At 44.2% G+C, this 16,041-nt stretch carries 19 protein-coding genes and 1 other annotated feature; of the genes, 17 read left to right on the top strand and 2 right to left on the bottom strand.

Translation table 11 applies throughout. The features are described from left to right. Positions 1-47 precede the first annotated feature (47 nt). Together rpiA and LRC_RS02110 are read right to left on the bottom strand one after the other, a co-directional pair. A complete protein-coding gene (gene rpiA / locus LRC_RS02105; RefSeq protein WP_014072955.1) occupies positions 48-731 on the bottom strand; it encodes a ribose-5-phosphate isomerase RpiA in 684 nt (227 codons plus the stop codon). 15 nt (positions 732-746) lie between these two features. Continuing rightward, entirely contained in the window at positions 747-1,028 is a 282-nt protein-coding gene (locus tag LRC_RS02110) for a GNAT family N-acetyltransferase (protein ID WP_014072956.1), read from the bottom strand. 206 nt (positions 1,029-1,234) lie between these two features. On the opposite strand from LRC_RS02110, the gene LRC_RS02115 reads away from it, so the two are divergent. The 17 genes from LRC_RS02115 to rplL all read left to right on the top strand — a co-directional run bounded on the left by LRC_RS02115 (position 1,235) and on the right by rplL (position 15,837). Further along, positions 1,235-1,771: a dCTP deaminase/dUTPase family protein gene (locus LRC_RS02115; protein ID WP_014072957.1), complete on the top strand. Its 537-nt coding sequence runs from the start codon at positions 1,235-1,237 to the stop codon at positions 1,769-1,771. A gap of 77 nt (positions 1,772-1,848) precedes the next feature. After that, positions 1,849-3,222, top strand: coding sequence for a DNA repair protein RadA (gene radA, locus LRC_RS02120; protein ID WP_014072958.1), 1,374 nt, complete (start codon positions 1,849-1,851; stop codon positions 3,220-3,222). Between the two features lie 21 nt (positions 3,223-3,243). Further along, on the top strand, positions 3,244-4,353 hold the full coding sequence (locus LRC_RS02125) for a PIN/TRAM domain-containing protein (RefSeq protein WP_041819827.1): 1,110 nt from the start codon (positions 3,244-3,246) through the stop codon (positions 4,351-4,353). A gap of 104 nt (positions 4,354-4,457) precedes the next feature. Next, positions 4,458-5,948, top strand: a complete 1,491-nt coding sequence (gltX, locus tag LRC_RS02130; protein ID WP_014072960.1) for a glutamate--tRNA ligase — start codon at positions 4,458-4,460, stop codon at positions 5,946-5,948. A gap of 122 nt (positions 5,949-6,070) precedes the next feature. Further along, the gene (gene cysS / locus LRC_RS02135; RefSeq protein WP_014072961.1) at positions 6,071-7,483 is read left to right on the top strand and encodes a cysteine--tRNA ligase; all 1,413 of its coding nucleotides are present in this window, start codon (positions 6,071-6,073) and stop codon (positions 7,481-7,483) included. A 3-nt stretch (positions 7,484-7,486) separates the two neighbouring features. Then, positions 7,487-7,879 (top strand): Mini-ribonuclease 3, encoded by a 393-nt coding sequence (locus tag LRC_RS02140; RefSeq protein WP_014072962.1) that lies wholly within the window; start codon positions 7,487-7,489, stop codon positions 7,877-7,879. Between the two features lie 2 nt (positions 7,880-7,881). After that, entirely contained in the window at positions 7,882-8,628 is a 747-nt protein-coding gene (gene rlmB, locus LRC_RS02145) for a 23S rRNA (guanosine(2251)-2'-O)-methyltransferase RlmB (RefSeq protein WP_014072963.1), read from the top strand. Between the two features lie 2 nt (positions 8,629-8,630). Continuing rightward, on the top strand, positions 8,631-9,161 hold the full coding sequence (locus LRC_RS02150) for an NYN domain-containing protein (protein ID WP_014072964.1): 531 nt from the start codon (positions 8,631-8,633) through the stop codon (positions 9,159-9,161). 54 nt (positions 9,162-9,215) lie between these two features. Next, positions 9,216-9,365, top strand: coding sequence for a 50S ribosomal protein L33 (rpmG, locus tag LRC_RS02155; protein WP_014072965.1), 150 nt, complete (start codon positions 9,216-9,218; stop codon positions 9,363-9,365). 17 nt (positions 9,366-9,382) lie between these two features. Beyond that, positions 9,383-9,550, top strand: coding sequence for a preprotein translocase subunit SecE (secE, locus tag LRC_RS02160; protein ID WP_003696888.1), 168 nt, complete (start codon positions 9,383-9,385; stop codon positions 9,548-9,550). 115 nt (positions 9,551-9,665) lie between these two features. Further along, positions 9,666-10,214 (top strand): transcription termination/antitermination protein NusG, encoded by a 549-nt coding sequence (nusG, locus tag LRC_RS02165; protein ID WP_014072966.1) that lies wholly within the window; start codon positions 9,666-9,668, stop codon positions 10,212-10,214. A gap of 94 nt (positions 10,215-10,308) precedes the next feature. Further along, positions 10,309-11,718: a C69 family dipeptidase gene (locus tag LRC_RS02170; protein WP_014072967.1), complete on the top strand. Its 1,410-nt coding sequence runs from the start codon at positions 10,309-10,311 to the stop codon at positions 11,716-11,718. A 484-nt stretch (positions 11,719-12,202) separates the two neighbouring features. Further along, the gene (locus tag LRC_RS02175) at positions 12,203-13,285 is read left to right on the top strand and encodes an iron-containing alcohol dehydrogenase family protein (RefSeq protein WP_014072968.1); all 1,083 of its coding nucleotides are present in this window, start codon (positions 12,203-12,205) and stop codon (positions 13,283-13,285) included. Between the two features lie 175 nt (positions 13,286-13,460). After that, positions 13,461-13,886, top strand: a complete 426-nt coding sequence (rplK, locus tag LRC_RS02180; RefSeq protein ID WP_003693203.1) for a 50S ribosomal protein L11 — start codon at positions 13,461-13,463, stop codon at positions 13,884-13,886. 110 nt (positions 13,887-13,996) lie between these two features. Then, positions 13,997-14,689, top strand: a complete 693-nt coding sequence (gene rplA / locus LRC_RS02185) for a 50S ribosomal protein L1 (protein ID WP_014072969.1) — start codon at positions 13,997-13,999, stop codon at positions 14,687-14,689. Positions 14,690-14,758: 69 nt separating this feature from the next. Continuing rightward, positions 14,759-14,875, top strand: a sequence feature (ribosomal protein L10 leader region). 31 nt (positions 14,876-14,906) lie between these two features. Further along, on the top strand, positions 14,907-15,410 hold the full coding sequence (gene rplJ / locus LRC_RS02190; RefSeq protein WP_041819828.1) for a 50S ribosomal protein L10: 504 nt from the start codon (positions 14,907-14,909) through the stop codon (positions 15,408-15,410). Between the two features lie 61 nt (positions 15,411-15,471). Then, on the top strand, positions 15,472-15,837 hold the full coding sequence (gene rplL, locus LRC_RS02195; RefSeq protein WP_003693210.1) for a 50S ribosomal protein L7/L12: 366 nt from the start codon (positions 15,472-15,474) through the stop codon (positions 15,835-15,837). Positions 15,838-16,041: the final 204 nt, after the last annotated feature.

Below are 16,041 nucleotides of genomic sequence, written 5' to 3' on the forward strand. Positions count from 1 at the left end.
TTTATAGCATTTATTAAATTAAGTAAATAAGCGAGTTTGACAAAACGCTATTTTGCTTCGAGAACTTCAAGTCCGTTTTGGCGACCGACGATTACCGTATCGACCATGTCAAGGAAAAGACCATGTTCAACGACGCCGACCTGGTGAATCAGATATTCTGCAAGCTCATGCGGATTGTCGATTTGTCCGAGATGAAGATCGATGATGTAATTGTCCGAGTCCGTCAAAAGCAGTCCCCCCTTGTCGTCTTTTCGGAATGCAGGGTTCAAACCTTTTTTCTCGAAACGTTCAAAGATTTTTTGACTGCCGTACGGAATAACTTCGACCGGAAGCGGGAACCGTCCCAATTTATCGACCATCTTGCTTTCGTCAACGATCCACATCACCTTGTCGGAATTTGTGGCAACGATTTTTTCGTAAAGCAAAGCGGCACCGCCGCCTTTGATTCCTTGAAAATCGCTGGAAATTTCATCGGCTCCGTCAATCGTAACGTCGATATGATCAACGGTGTCGACCGATTTGAGCGGAATTCCGAGACTTTTGGCTTGATTGGCAGTTCTGATCGAAGTCGTAACTCCCGTAATTTTAAGATTTTCGTCTTTGACGCGTCGTCCTAGTTCTTCAACCATGTAGTAGACGGTTGAACCAGTGCCAAGGCCTACAGTCATGCCGTCTTTGATCCATTCGACCGATTTTTTGCCGACAAGGCTTTTAAGTTCGTTTTGATTCATTTTTCTCCTCCTGGACTATCGTTTAAATAAAAGGTTCTCAACCTCAGGGTGCTTTGCGAAATATTTTTGAGTATAAGAGCAGAGCGGAAGAACGGTTTTGTTTTCCTGCTTGACGTTTTGCAGGAATTCGACCGTGATCTTTTTGGCAAGTCCTTGACCGCGTGCCTTTTCATCAACCCAAGTGCGCTCAACGACGTAGGTTTTATTGTCGTTGATCATTTTAAAACCGATGCTGGCAAGCGTTTGATCATCATCGTTAAGATATGCGAACTCATTTTCGCTCCATTTGAAACGCATGAAAATACCTCCTGAAAATTATTTCTGGTTAAATTATAACATTAAACAATGAATTAATTTGGTAAAATGGAGGTATAGTTAAAAGTCAAGACGATCTTAAGACGATGTTTTTGCGGCAACCCCGCATTGACGGTCGTTAAGAGAAGAAAAATTACAAAGGAGAGCGGCGGGGCGGCTGAAACAGCCGCACCCCGTCCGAAGAGCAAATGAAACGTGGTTTTAAAGTTGTAACTAAATATTTGGACAAAGGACTGAATTTGCCGAAAAGAGCAACCAGAAATGCTGCCGGGTACGATTTTGAATGTGCAGAAGATTTTGTTTTGCCGAGTATTTGGAAAAAAGATTTCTTGAAAATTCTGCGTGCGGTCAGAAAACAAAAAGATTATTCAAATGAAGATCTTGTGAAAGCAGACGCATGCCTGAAACCATATTTGGTTCCGACCGGCATCAAGGCCTACATGCAGGATGACGAATTTTTGATGCTGGCCAATCGTTCAAGCAATCCGCTCAAGCGCCGGTTGGTTCTGCCAAACGGCGTCGGAATCGTTGACAGCGATTATTATGACAATTCCGGAAACGAAGGAGAAATTTTCTTTCAATTGCTTAATTTCGGTTTAAAAGACGTTGTCATCAAAAAGGGCGAACGAATCGGACAGGGAATTTTTATGCCTTATCTTCAAATCGATGATGAAGATAAGCCGTTGGCTGAAAGAAAAGGCGGCTTTGGTTCATCTGGAAGATAATATCTTATATTAAATTTATGAATAAAGAAGGCATAAATGTTTTATAATTATAAGTGCGAAGACAGGGGGCGTTATTTGTGGCAAAAGCAAAAACCAGATTCGTCTGCCAGACATGCGGGTACGTTTCTCCGCGCTATCTTGGACGATGCCCGAATTGCGGTGAGTGGAACACTTTGGTTGAGGAAATCGAAGAATCAAAAAACGTTCAGACTGCTCCGCGAGTGACTTTTTCAGGCACGAAGGTCAAACCGCAGCTGATTGATGCGATTTCGACAAAAGAAACGCCGCGAATCGTCACGAAAAATGCAGAGCTCAATCGTGTTCTCGGTGGCGGAATCGTTCCAAGCTCAATGGTTCTGATCGGGGGCGATCCCGGAATCGGAAAGTCGACGATGTTGTTGCAGCTTTCCGGCGAATTGGCTGATATGGGCGGTAAAGTGCTTTATGTTTCAGGCGAGGAAAGCGCCAATCAGATCAAAATGAGGGCAGATCGCCTTGGAGTCGGCGGCAGCGAATTTTATCTCTATCCTGAAACCGATATGCAAAGCATTTTGCAAAATGTCGAAGATTTAAAGCCGGATTATGTCGTAATCGACTCCGTTCAAACGATGCAGGATCCGGAATTGACTTCTGCCGTCGGGAGCGTGGCTCAGATTCGTTCCGTGACGGCTTCATTGATGCAGGTCGCAAAGGTCAACGGCATTACTGTTTTCATTGTCGGACACGTGACGAAAGGCGGCGCAATTGCCGGTCCGAAGATTTTAGAGCACATGGTTGATACGGTGCTTTATTTTGAAGGCGACATGCACAGAACATACAGGATTTTGCGTGCCGTCAAGAATCGTTTCGGTTCAACGAATGAAATCGGCGTTTTTGAAATGAGAGAAGACGGTTTGAATGAAGTCAAAAATCCTTCTGAAATCTTTTTGGAAGAAAGATTGCAGGGTGCGACCGGCTCTTCCGTTGTCGTTTCAATGGAGGGAACGCGCCCGATTTTAGCTGAAGTGCAGGCTTTGGTGACACCGACTGCATTTGGCAATGCCAAAAGGACGACCAACGGTCTGGATCATAATCGTGTTTCGTTGATCATGGCGGTTTTGGAAAAGCGTTCCGGGCTGCTTTTGCAAAATCAGGATGCCTATCTTAAGGCTGCTGGCGGCGTCAAGCTTGACGAACCTGCAATCGATTTGGCGGTTGCGGTAAGCATCGTTTCAAGTTATCGCGACGAAGAAACGCTTGCGACGGATTGTTTCATCGGCGAATTGGGCCTGACGGGCGAGGTGAGACGCGTCGGAAGAATCGATGCGCGCGTCAAGGAGGCGGCCAAGCTTGGCTTTAAGCGTGCGTTTGTTCCTAAGAACAATTTGGATGGTTGGGAGTTTCCGTCCAATATTCAAGTAGTCGGGGTTCAGACCCTGAATGAAACTCTCAAACAAGTATTTAAAAGTTAACGGATGGAGGGACCGCAAATTATGCGAAAACGTATGATACAGCTGGTCTTTGCAATTCTTGGAATTAGTATCGGCTATTCATTTTTGCCGCCATTATGGGAAAGCCTGAGGGTTGGCAACCATTTATTACAAAGTCCAGTGATTAACTCATTTATTGGCTTGTTGGTTACGCTTATTTTAGCCGTTTTTTTGGTTGACCCGATCGAAAACATAATCAAAAAGTTCGAAAAAAAGTTGGCACAGCAAAAAACAGAGGTCATTTTTGCGGAAAGCATTTCAGTCGTTATTTCATTGCTGATTGCAGTTTTGATTTCGACAATCTTTTGGCGTTCGCAATTATTCTTTATTAATACGGTGCTTCCGATTATCGTAATGATCCTCTTTGCTTATCTCGGCTGGGTGATCGGCAAGACGCGCCTGAACGATCTTAAAAACATCTTTGGATCAAGAAGCAATCGGAAAAAGGAAACCGACAACGTTTTGGAACGAAAAGTCGGAGACAATTTCCATAAATACAAGCTGCTTGACACGAATATTTTGATCGATGGGCGTATTTATGATCTTGCAAAGACAGGATTTATTGAAGGAACGCTTGTCGTGCCGAATTTTGTTCTTTATGAACTGCAATACATTGCAGATTCCGGTGACAGCATCAAGCGCGTCAGAGGAAGGCGAGGACTTGACATCTTAAATAAGCTGCGGTCTGAAAAGATCGTGCCCGTTGAAATGTATGAGGGCGATTTTGAAGACGTTCAGGAAGTTGATTCAAAACTGATCAAACTTGCCAGGATGATCGATGCCGTCATCGTGACAAACGACTATAATTTGAATAAAGTCAGCGAGTTTCAAAACGTTCAGGTCTTAAACGTCAACGCATTGGCAAAAGCGCTCAAACCAAGAGTCATCCCCGGCGAGAAACTGAACGTGATGGTCATCAAAAACGGAACCGAACGACAGCAAGGCGTTGCGTATCTTGATGACGGAACGATGATCGTCGTTGAAGACGGGCGCTATTATATGAACAAGACAATCGAAGTCGAAGTTACTTCGGCATTGCAAACCGATGCCGGACGAATGATTTTCGCCAAGCCTTCCCACTCAAAACGCGGAATCAACGAAAAAACTAATTAAAACTTTGAATCAGCAGGTTTATTTTTCAGACTATTCATTGTAAAATCGATAATGTATGACTGTTAAAAACAGTAATAGACAAATTTCAGAAAGAGGCGCTTAAATTGGCAAAAGATAAGATTCGTGTGCGTTATGCACCAAGTCCGACGGGACACTTGCATATCGGCAACGCACGAACAGCGTTATTCAACTACTTATTTGCAAGACATAATAAAGGGACTTTTGTACTCCGCATCGAAGACACGGATACGAAACGCAATATTGCAGACGGTGAACGCAGCCAGATGGAAAACCTTCATTGGCTGGGCATCGACTGGGATGAAGGTCCGGACAAGCCGGGCGAATACGGCCCGTATCGTCAATCTGAACGCAAGGGCATCTATCAGCCTTTGATTCAGGAACTTTTGGACAAAGACCTTGCCTATGAATCATTCATGACCGAAGATGAGTTGAACGAACAGCGCGAAGCACAAAAGGCGCGCGGTGAGGCTCCTCGCTACGAATATGAATATGAAGGCATGACAAAAGAAGAAATCAAGGCCAAGCAAGACGAGGCACGTGCCAAGGGCTTGAAGCCGGTTGTCAGAATCCGCGTTCCGAAGAACGTCGTTTACGAATGGGACGATATTGTCAAAGGACACGTCAGTTTCAATTCTGATACGATCGGCGGCGACTTTGTCATTCAAAAGCGTGACGGAATGCCAACATATAATTTTGCCGTTGTCGTCGATGACCACATGATGAAAATCACGCACGTTTTGCGCGGTGATGATCATGTTGCCAACACGCCGAAGCAATTGGCGGTTTACCAGGCATTTGGCTGGGAAGCCCCTGTATTTGGCCATATGTCGCTTATCATCAATACGGAAACAGGCAAGAAACTTTCAAAACGTGATGAATCCGTGCTTCAGTTTATTGAACAGTATCGTTCGCTTGGATATCTGCCTGAAGCGATGTTCAACTTCATTACTCTTCTTGGCTGGTCACCGGTTGGCGAATCAGAAATCTTCAGTCAAAAAGATTTCATCAAGATGTTTGATCCAAAGCGTTTGAGCCGCTCACCGGCTGCTTTTGACGGCAAAAAGCTTGAATGGGTCAACAACCAGTACGTCAAAGCTGCAGATAACGATGAACTTTCCGATTCTGCAATCAAGCAATTGATCAAAGCAGGCAAGATTCCTGAAAATCCCGATTTTAAGACGATTGCATGGGCACGTCATTTGGTTGATCTTTATAAGCGTCAAATGTCTTATACGGCTCAATTGGCCGACATGGCTGAGATTTTCTTCACGGAACCGCAAAAGCTTGATGAAGATTGCATGAACGAGCTTTCAGATGAATCGGCTGCAGTCGTTTTGAACGAATTCTCCAAGCGCATCAAGGAATTACCGCTTTTTGACGCCGTTGAGATTCAAAAGACGATTCGCGGCATTCAAAAGGATACCGGAGTCAAAGGCCGCAAGCTTTACATGCCGATTCGCATTGCAACGACTCGTGAAATGCACGGTCCGGAACTTGCTCCTTCAATCGAATTGCTGGGCAAAAAGCGCGTGCTTGAACATTTAAACAAAACGTTGGAAGAAATGGGCAAATAAGCTGAACAGAAGAGCTGGGATGTTTCCCGGCTCTTTTTTGGAAAAAACCAAAATATCTTTTGGGTATGCAGCGTTTTTGCGTATAATATAAACATGAGATTATTTCAAAAGGAGGTAACGATATGATTCAGATTTTGAATACATTGTCAGGCAAAAAAGAAATTTTTAAACCGCTTGAAGAAGGCAAGGTTAAAATGTATGTCTGCGGACCAACGGTTTATAACTATATTCATATCGGCAATGCAAGAAGCGCAGTGGCATTTGATACCGTCAGGCGCTATTTTGAATATCGAGGATATGAGGTCGACTACGTGTCCAATTTTACGGATGTTGATGACAAAATCATCAAAGCCGGTCATGAAATGAAGATGACCGTCAAGGAAGTTACCGACAAGTTCATCGCTGCATTTTATGAAGACATCGATGCGTTAAACATCAAGCGCGCCACGCTGAATCCTCGAGTAATGGACACGATGGACGATATCATCAAGTTTATCCAGGTTTTGATCGATAAAGGATATGCTTATCAGTCAGAAGGCGACGTTTATTATCGGGCGCGCAAGTTTAAAGACTATGGTAAGCTTTCCGGCCAGTCCGTCGACGATCTTGAACAAGGGGCAAGCGAACGAGTGGCTGATTTTGACCAGGGCAAAAAAGAAGATCCGCTTGATTTTGCTTTATGGAAAGCCGCAAAACCAGGTGAAATCCATTGGGAAGCGCCTTTTGGGAGCGGAAGGCCCGGTTGGCACATCGAATGCTCCGTCATGGCAACGAAGTATTTGGGCAAAACGATAGATATTCATGCCGGTGGCCAGGATTTGGAATTTCCGCACCACGAAAACGAGATTGCCCAAAGCGAAGCAGAGACGGGGCAAAAGTTCGTCAACTATTGGATGCATAATGGATTCGTGACGATTGGCGAAGAAGACGAAAAAATGAGCAAATCGCTCGGAAATTTCGTCACGGTTCATGATCTGCTGAAAAAGGTCGATCCTCAAGTCGTCCGTTTCTTCATGGCAACGACGCAGTATCGTCATCCGATTCGCTATAGTCAGGCAAATCTTGCTGAGGCAAAGACCAATCTTCAGAAATTGAAAACGGCTGTCGACAATTTGCGTTATCGTAAAAACGATGCTGAAAAGAGCGATGTCGAAACCGAGATTCGTGAAAAATTCAGTGCTTTGAAGAATCGGTTCATTGAAGCGATGGATGATGATTTTAATACCCAAAACGGAATTGCGGTCATTTATGAGATGGCCAAACTGCTGAACGTTTATTCAGAAAAAGCAACGGTTTCTTTGGAAACCATCGAGTATCTGCTTGATGGTTTCTCAAAGGCAGCAGAGGTTTTCGGAATTAAATTTGAAGAAGAAACGGAACTTTTGGATGAAAAGATTGAGGCGTTGATCGAAGAAAGAATCGCTGCCAGAAAAGCCAGAAATTTTGCGCGAAGCGATGAGATTCGCGACATGTTGAAGGAAAAGGGCGTGATTTTGGAAGATACTCCTCAAGGAACAAGATGGAAGAGAGCGTAACACATGGCTGATTATGAACAGATGAACGGAATTGCTTTGGCCTACATCGGGGATGCGATTTACGAAGTCTATGTCAGAAAACACTTGCTTGACAAGGGAATGACCAAACCGAACAAATTGCATAAAAGAGCGACTCACTACGTTTCCGCAAAGGCACAGGCAGCACTGATTTCGCAAATGGAAGAACAGAATCTTCTGACTGATGAAGAAAAAGAATATTTCCGTCGCGGCAGAAATGCCAAAAGCTATACTTCGGCCAAAAACACCTCGGTTGTCACTTATCGAATTTCGACCGGATTTGAAGCATTATTCGGATATCTTTATCTGAGCGGGAAAAAAGACCGCCTGGACGAACTCAGCGCATGGTGCATCAAAACGGTCGAGGAAGGATATTAGCCATGAAAGAACAGAAGACAGATGATTTCGTAATCGGGCGTCATCCGGCAATGGCCGCTTTAAAAAGCGGACAGGACATAAACAAAGTCTTTGTCCAATCAGGATTGAAGTCCGATGCGATTCAGGAAATCGTTTCAGCTGCCAAAAAGCGCAGCATCGTCGTTTCGCAGGTTCCGAAAACAAAACTTGACCTTTTGTCTGACGGACAAAATCATCAAGGCGTCGTTTTGGCCGTTGCTGCATTTCAATATGCGGAACTTGAAGACCTTTTTGAAGCAGCAGCCAAAAAAGGCGAAGATCCGTTCTTTTTGATTCTGGACGGAATCGAAGATCCGCATAATTTGGGATCGATTTTAAGAACCGCAGATGCAGCCGGCGTCCACGGCATCATTATTCCTAAAAGGCGTGCGGTTCAGCTGACGTCGACGGTTGCCAAAACCTCAACGGGAGCAGTCGAATACGTCCCGGTCTGTCGCGTAACGAACCTGGCCCAAGCAGTTGACGAATTAAAGCATCGCGGGCTCTGGATCTTCGGGACGGATATGAAAGGCCAGGATTTCAGAAATTGGGATGCAAAAGGCCCGACGGCTCTCGTCATCGGAAACGAAGGCAAAGGCATTTCTTCATTGCTCAAGAAAAAGTGCGATGAAATGCTGACGATTCCGATGATTGGACACGTTCAAAGCCTGAATGCAAGCGTGGCAGCAAGTCTTTTGATTTACCAGGGATTCACTTCAAGAGGTAAATAAGGATGAAAGAAAAGATTCTGATTGTTGATGCCTATAACATGATCGGCAATTGGCCCGAACTTGCGCGGCTTAAAAAGTCCGATCGCTTGGAAGACGCAAGAGATCAGCTGCTTTTGATTCTTTCCGACTATCATAAACAAAGCGATTCCAAGATTATCGTTGTTTTTGACGCAATGTACGTGCCAGGGCTGTCAAAAAGCTATAAACAATACAACCTGGATGTTGTTTGGACTGATGAAGGTCAGACGGCTGACAGCTATATTGAAGCATTGGCCGGAAAACTGCAGTCGCGGTTGACTCAGGTGACCGTTGCGACGAGCGATCAAGCTGAACAATGGACGATCTTTTCTCAAGGAGCTTTGAGAAAACCTGCTTGGGAACTGTATCAGGATATTAAAAATGCAAAAAAAGAAGTTCACGCAGCGACAAGAATGTATCAGGATCAGGCATTGGTCAGAAGATCGCCTTTTGATGACGAGCAGTTGAAGAAATTAGCAGACCTGCGCGACCATCTCAGTTCTGAAGATAATTGACATGCGGTGTTTAAACATGATAAAGTAACTTTGAATACGTTAAGGAGGACTGGAATGTCCAAGAAAAAAATTTCGTTAGCATGCTCAGTATGCGGTTCGAGAAATTATACGATTGTTGAAAATTTAAATCGGACCGAACGCCTTGAGGTCAAAAAATTCTGCAAATATTGCGGAAAACATACGCTTCATCGCGAAACAAAATAACAAATGGGGGATTCAAGATGAAGTTTTTCAAGAGCGTTGTTCAAACAATGAAAGATACGACATGGCTTAATGCCAAGGAAACAAGACGCGATACAACGACTGTTGTCGCAATGTCAATTGCCTTTGCTGTTTTCTTTGGCGTCGTTGATTATGCCGTTCAGGCAGTGCTTTCACTGGTTGCCTGATTTAAAGGACTGGTCAAACCAGTCTTTTTTTGTTATAATCACCTTGTTGGTGAACTTCGATTTTTCGGGGTTTTTTTATTTTGTTCAAAAACACAAATATCAAAGGAGAATAAAAATGGCTGAAAGCAGTGAAAAGAAATGGTACGTATTGCATACGTATTCCGGCTATGAAAACAAAGTCAAAAGCAATCTGGAATCTCGTGCGGAATCAATGGGCATGGAAGACTATATTTTCCGCGTGGTCGTTCCTGAAGAAGAAAAATGCGAAAAGACCAAGACCGGCAAGGAAAAAGTTGAAAAACTCAAGACGTTCCCTGGATACGTGTTGGTCGAAATGGTCATGACAGACCAATCATGGTATGTCGTTCGAAACACGCCCGGCGTTACCGGATTTGTCGGCTCGCATGGTGCCGGAAGCAAACCGGCGCCTCTTCTTGACGAAGAAATCCAGACGATTCTTCGCAGCGTCGGCATGACGAGAAATGCAGACTTTGATGCAGAAGTCGGCGATACGATTACCATTACCGAAGGAGCATTTGTTGGTCATGTCGGCAAAATTACTGAAATCGACAGCGAAAAGATGAAACTTCATGCGATGATCGATGTCTTCGGTCGCGAAACGGATGCAGAATTGTCATTCGATCAGGTTGAAAGACTGGTATAAACTTAAAAGCTGTTTCTTGAGTGCATTTTTCAAGGACGGCTTTTTTCTTAAGTGATATAATCATAACAGCAAATATTTTTTGAGGGATGATAACATGAAAGAAAGCAGATCAGACTGTACGACGATTTTAGTCGGGAAAAAAGCAACGATTGACGGTTCGACGATTGTTTCAAGAAATGAAGACAGCAGTTTCGGGGCATGCCCGAAGAAATTCATTGTCGTTGAGCCAAAAAATCAGCCGCGCACGTATCAGGCCAAATTGAGCAAGGTCAAGATTACGCTTCCGTCCAAGCGTGAAGCGCTGCGTTATACGTGCACTCCGGATGCAATCGGCGACAAGGGTATTTGGGGCGAATCCGGAATCAACAGCGAAAACGTTGCAATGTCTGCAACGGAAACGATTACGTCCAATCCGCGGATTTTGGGCGTCGATCCTCTGGTTGAAGACGGAATCGGTGAAGAAGACATGCTGACGCTTGTTTTGCCTTACGTTCATTCGGCAAAAGAAGGCGTCTTGCGTCTGGGTTCGATTCTTGAAGAATACGGAACGTATGAGATGAACGGGATTGCTTTTTCCGATAAGGATGAAGTCTGGTATTTGGAAACATACGGCGGTCATCAATGGGCAGCCGTCAGAATTCCTGATGATGCGTACGTCGTTGCTCCAAACAGAACGAACATTGACGAATTTGATTTTGATTCTGATGACACGTTGTCTGCGCCTGGTCTTAAGGAATTAATCGAAAAGCATCACCTTAATCCTGATCATGACAAATACAACTCCCGCCACATCTTTGGCAGTTCGACGATCAAGGATACGCGTTATAATAATCCGCGGGCCTGGTACGTCCAAAAGTATTTCGACGCCGAATTGCCATACGGTCCGGAAGAACAGGAACTTCCTTTCATTTGTCATGCAAAGCGCAGGATTTCAATCGAAGACGTCAAGTGGCTGTTGAGTTCGCACTACCAAAATACTGACTTTGATCCATACGGATCAGGAACTGAATCACAAAAGAAACGTTATCGTCCGATCGGCATCAACCGCAACCAAGAAGGTCATATTCTCCAAATCAGAAACGACGTTCCAAAAGAAATTGCCGGCATTCATTGGGTATTTGTCGGACCTAATACGTTTAATGCGGCAGTTCCGTTTTACGCAAACGTCAATGATACGCCTGCGTGCTATCGTGACGTGTCCGGCGAGTTTGATTTGAAGACGGTCTTTTGGCTGACGAGAACCTTGGCCGTTTTGGGAGATACGGACTATGATCGCTATAGCGAACTGGAGGCTTCTTTCGAAGAGAAGGTCGTTTCAGCTTGTCGCAATCTGCAGCTTAAAGCGGATCAGGTTGCGGTGACAAAGAAAAATCCCGTCAAATATTTGACGGAAATCAATAATCAAATGGCTGAAATTGATTTGAATGAAGCAACGAAGCTTCTTGGCGACATGGTTGACGTTGGCGGAAATCATATGAAGCTTAAGTTCGATCTGCATGATTGATTGAAAATTTGGATTTTAAGAGGCTTGGAAAAAAGTTGCGTTTACCTCTTGAAATAAATTAAATGCCGGGCAAAGAAAATTGAAGTCGACGGCTATAATGCCCTTGGAGTATACAGGTAAAAAAGAAAATTTGCTGTATGCTTGGAGGGCATTTTTTTAATTTTTCCCAAATGCAGTGCTGCGCATCACCTTGATTTAAGCATCAATGTGAGCGGAAAATTAAAAAATCCTTGAATTGATTAATTGTTAGTGATAATATGTTTAACAAGATACAGCACATCTTGTTGCGGAAACGGTATAATTATTTGGAATGCTGGGTTTATCGAGGTGGAACACAGCATAATGTTCGAGAAAAATTATATCTAACTTAATTCTCATGAAAGGATGTTGACTGTCTGCAAAAAAAACAGGTTTGAATCTTTTGGCAATTTCGGGCTCTGCGTTTGATTCAAAAACTGCATTTGGTAAATGGAGGAATTTGGAAATGACAACAAATTATATGAGTAACTATACTTATGGAACTAATGCCTACGATGAAATTCCTGAAGTGGCTAAGCCATACGGAATCAAAAAAGTTGTCTTCATCGGAGGCAAGCGTGCTTTGGCTGCAGCTGAACCGAAGGCAAGAAAAGCACTTGAAGGATCCGGGATTGAGGTAACGGGAAGCTTTGTTTACGGCGTTGACAGCACGCAGACGAACATTGATCGTTTGGTTGCGACTCCGGAAGTCAAAGAAGCAGATGCAGTCTTTGGTTTTGGAGGCGGCAAGGCGCTTGACACCGCCAAGATGGTTGCCGATGAACTTGACGAAGTCATCTTCTCGTTTCCGACGATTTGTTCAAACTGTGCTGCCGGCACAGCGATCGCGGTTATCTATCACGATGACGGATCGTTTGATCGCTATGGCTTTCCAAAAGCAGCCAAGCATCTTTTCATTGATACGGACGTCATTGCCAAGGCCCCGGTTGAATACTTCTGGGCAGGAATCGGTGATGCTTTGAGCAAACAGCCTGAAGTAACGCATGTTTCTAAAGGAGAGGACTTGACCAATACCGGTGCGTTAGGTGTTGCGATCGCCAAAACAGTTTCGGAACCTCTGTTCAAATATGGCGAACAAGGCATGGATGACGTTAAAAACGATACTCCTTCAAAGGCTGTTGAAGAAATTGCCTTGGATATTCTTGTTTCGACCGGATATGCTTCAAACCTTACGAACCAAAAAGATTTCTATTACAATTCATGGCATGCGCATGCATTTTATAATTCGACGACTGCCATCAAGCGTGAAGGAACTTACCTCCATGGTCAAATCGTTTCGTTCGGCGTGCTCGTCTTGTTCGCATACTTCCATGAAGAAGAGGAGTTCAAGAAGTATCAGGAATTCAACAAGCGTATTGGTCTTCCTGTTACGTTGGGCGAACTTGGACTTTCTCAAGACGATGTTGAAGAGATTACAAAGGGGGCTATGGAAACGAACGAATATCGCAACCGTCCGTTTGATCCTGAAAAATTCTCTGAAGCAATTCGTCGCGCCGATGAGCTTGGCAAGCAGCTTTTAGAAAAGTAACTAATTTATGACGATGCAGTAATTCCGGTGAACCGTTCGGAGCTTGAACGGTTCATTTTTTGCTTGCAAAATAAAATGCAGCGTGCTATATTATGTTAGTATGCAATCTGCATACTAGTGGGAGGCCAAATCTGATGGCCATCCGAACCACACACGGAATAGGAGGAATGTTACCGTGGCAAAGAACGTTATCAACGTTGTTAAATTACAAATCCCTGCTGGTAAAGCAACGCCAGCTCCACCAGTTGGTCCTGCATTGGGTCAGGCTGGTATCAACATCATGGGCTTCACAAAGGAATTCAACGCTCGTACGGCTGATCAAGCTGGTATGATTATCCCGGTTGTTATTTCCGTTTATGAAGACCGTTCATTTACTTTCATTACAAAGACACCGCCTGCTGCAGTTTTGCTTAAGAAAGCTGCTGGTGTACAAAAAGGCTCCGGCGAACCTAACACGAAGAAAGTTGCTACAGTTACGAAAGCACAAGTTAAGGAAATCGCTGAAACGAAGATGCAAGATCTAAACGCGGCAGACGTTGAAGCTGCTATGCGCATGATTGAAGGTACTGCACGAAGCATGGGCTTTGTTGTAGAAGACTAATTATAATCTCTCTACGGCCACGCTTCTCAGTCGGATACTCCGTGAAAACGGATGTGTCAAGTGGGAGGTTTATCCGATAGACCACATATTGCAAGGAGGAAAATTCACTAATGGCTAAAAAGAAAAGCAAGAAATATTTAGAAGCTGCAAAGCAAGTTGAAGCTGGCAAGGCATACGATGCAAGCGAAGCATTGGCACTTGTCAAGAAGATCGACTTTGCTAATTTTGATGCAACGATCGAAGTTGCATTTAACTTGAACTTGGATACAAAGCAAGCAGATCAACAATTGCGCGGTGCTTTGGTTCTTCCTAACGGTACGGGCAAGGAACAAACCGTTGTCGTATTTGCAAAGGGTCCTAAGGCACAAGAAGCTAAGGATGCCGGTGCAGACGTTGTTGGCGACGATGACTTGGTACAACGTATTCAAGACGGTTGGCTTGACTTCGACGTTGCAATCGCAACGCCTGACATGATGGCTCAAGTAGGTCGTTTGGGTCGCGTTCTTGGACCTAAAGGCTTGATGCCTAACCCTAAGACGGGCACTGTTACGATGGATGTCAAAAAGGCTGTCAGCGATGCTAAGAGCGGCCAAGTGACATATCGTACGGACCGTGACGGCAACGTGCACGTTCCTGTCGGCAAGGTTTCATTTACGGAAGAAGCATTGAAGGGCAACTTTGACGCAATCTACGAAAAGATTTCCCGTCTTCGTCCTGCTGCCGTAAAAGGCACTTACATCAAGCACGTAAGCTTGGCATCAACATTTGGCCCAAGCGTTACGGTTGATACGAACTCGCTTTAATTTTTAAAATTAATTTGAAAAAACAGTTGACCTTTATCGATTTATGTGATAAATTGATAAAGGTCAATTTTTTATATTATGATTCTACCTAAGACTCAGGTGGCTTTTGCCTTAATATCCTGCCGAGGAGCAATGTTAAGTTCTCTCTCTGTGTCTTGGTGGACATAGGGTTTTTTTATTTAGGAAACCCTGGCACAATGACTAGGAGGTGAATCAATTGAGTAAAGAAATTATCGCAAAGAAGGCTGCGATTGTTGAAGAAGTCTTTGAAAAATTCAACAACGCAACTTCTGTAGTTGTTGTTGACTACCGTGGTCTTACGGTTGACGAAGTAACTGAATTACGTAAGGAATTGCGTGAAGCAGGCGTTGAAATGCGCGTTATCAAGAATACGTTCTTGCGTCGTGCTGCAGACAAGGCTGGTTACGAAGGCTTGGATGAAACATTCACAGGTCCTACGGCCGTTGCATTCGGTTCTGAAGATGCTACTGCACCTGCACGCATCTTCTCCAAGTTTGCTGAAGATCATGAAGCATTGACAATCAAAGGTGGTATGATCGACGGGGAAGTTGTTACCCTCGACGAAATCCACGCTCTTGCCAAGTTGCCAAACCGCGAAGGTATGCTTTCCATGCTTTGCTCCGTGCTTCAAGCACCTGTTCGCAACTTCGCATATGCTGTCAAGGCAGTCGCAGACAGCAAAGACGAAAGTGCTGCTTAATCAGCGCTTAGTCGCATAAGTTTTTAAACATAACATATCAATTAAATTGGAGGATTTTAAAATGGCCTTAGATACAGAAAAGATCATTGCTGACTTGAAAGAAGCTAGCATTCTTGAATTAAACGACTTAGTAAAAGCTATCGAAGATGAATTCGGTGTTTCTGCTGCTGCTCCAGTTGCAGCTGCAGGTGCTGCTGCAGGCGCTGCAGAAGAAAAGACGGAATTTGACGTTGAATTGACATCTGCTGGTGCCGGCAAGGTTAAGGTTATCAAAGTTGTCAAGGACGTTACGGGTCTTGGCCTTAAGGATGCCAAGGGCTTGGTTGACGGTGCACCATCCGTTATCAAGGAAGGCGTTGCTAAGGACGAAGCTGAAGAAATCAAAGCTAAACTTGAAGAAGTTGGCGCACAAGTTACTCTTAAATAGTCTAATTTGTTTGATTTCAAAGGAGTCGGGATTTGTCCCGGCTCCTTTTTTGCACGGCAAAAATCGTTAATGTCGATAAAAATGCAGAGTCGCAGGATGAAATGCGAAAAAACAAACAGGGCTTCTGAAGCAGCTCATGCTCTGGAAGTCCTGTTTTTTTTTCCTTTGAAATTTGAAATCAGATTTCCGATTGTCGCAACGATC

Source organism: Ligilactobacillus ruminis ATCC 27782, assembly GCF_000224985.1.
Lineage (GTDB): Bacteria > Bacillota > Bacilli > Lactobacillales > Lactobacillaceae > Ligilactobacillus > Ligilactobacillus ruminis.

Bases quoted from the DNA above. Each gene is read 5' to 3' on its own strand.
- LRC_RS02125 (WP_041819827.1), top strand. From the start codon at position 3,244: ATGCGAAAACGTATGATACAGCTGGTCTTTGCAATTCTTGGAATTAGT.
- rpiA (WP_014072955.1), bottom strand. From the start codon at position 731: ATGAATCAAAACGAACTTAAAAGCCTTGTCGGCAAAAAATCGGTCGAA.
- LRC_RS02170 (WP_014072967.1), top strand. From the start codon at position 10,309: ATGAAAGAAAGCAGATCAGACTGTACGACGATTTTAGTCGGGAAAAAA.
- rplA (WP_014072969.1), top strand. From the start codon at position 13,997: ATGGCTAAAAAGAAAAGCAAGAAATATTTAGAAGCTGCAAAGCAAGTT.
- rplL (WP_003693210.1), top strand. From the start codon at position 15,472: ATGGCCTTAGATACAGAAAAGATCATTGCTGACTTGAAAGAAGCTAGC.
- LRC_RS02175 (WP_014072968.1), top strand. From the start codon at position 12,203: ATGACAACAAATTATATGAGTAACTATACTTATGGAACTAATGCCTAC.
- rlmB (WP_014072963.1), top strand. From the start codon at position 7,882: ATGAAAGAACAGAAGACAGATGATTTCGTAATCGGGCGTCATCCGGCA.
- LRC_RS02140 (WP_014072962.1), top strand. From the start codon at position 7,487: ATGGCTGATTATGAACAGATGAACGGAATTGCTTTGGCCTACATCGGG.
- secE (WP_003696888.1), top strand. From the start codon at position 9,383: ATGAAGTTTTTCAAGAGCGTTGTTCAAACAATGAAAGATACGACATGG.
- rpmG (WP_014072965.1), top strand. From the start codon at position 9,216: ATGTCCAAGAAAAAAATTTCGTTAGCATGCTCAGTATGCGGTTCGAGA.
- LRC_RS02110 (WP_014072956.1), bottom strand. From the start codon at position 1,028: ATGCGTTTCAAATGGAGCGAAAATGAGTTCGCATATCTTAACGATGAT.
- LRC_RS02150 (WP_014072964.1), top strand. From the start codon at position 8,631: ATGAAAGAAAAGATTCTGATTGTTGATGCCTATAACATGATCGGCAAT.
- LRC_RS02115 (WP_014072957.1), top strand. From the start codon at position 1,235: ATGAAACGTGGTTTTAAAGTTGTAACTAAATATTTGGACAAAGGACTG.
- nusG (WP_014072966.1), top strand. From the start codon at position 9,666: ATGGCTGAAAGCAGTGAAAAGAAATGGTACGTATTGCATACGTATTCC.
- cysS (WP_014072961.1), top strand. From the start codon at position 6,071: ATGATTCAGATTTTGAATACATTGTCAGGCAAAAAAGAAATTTTTAAA.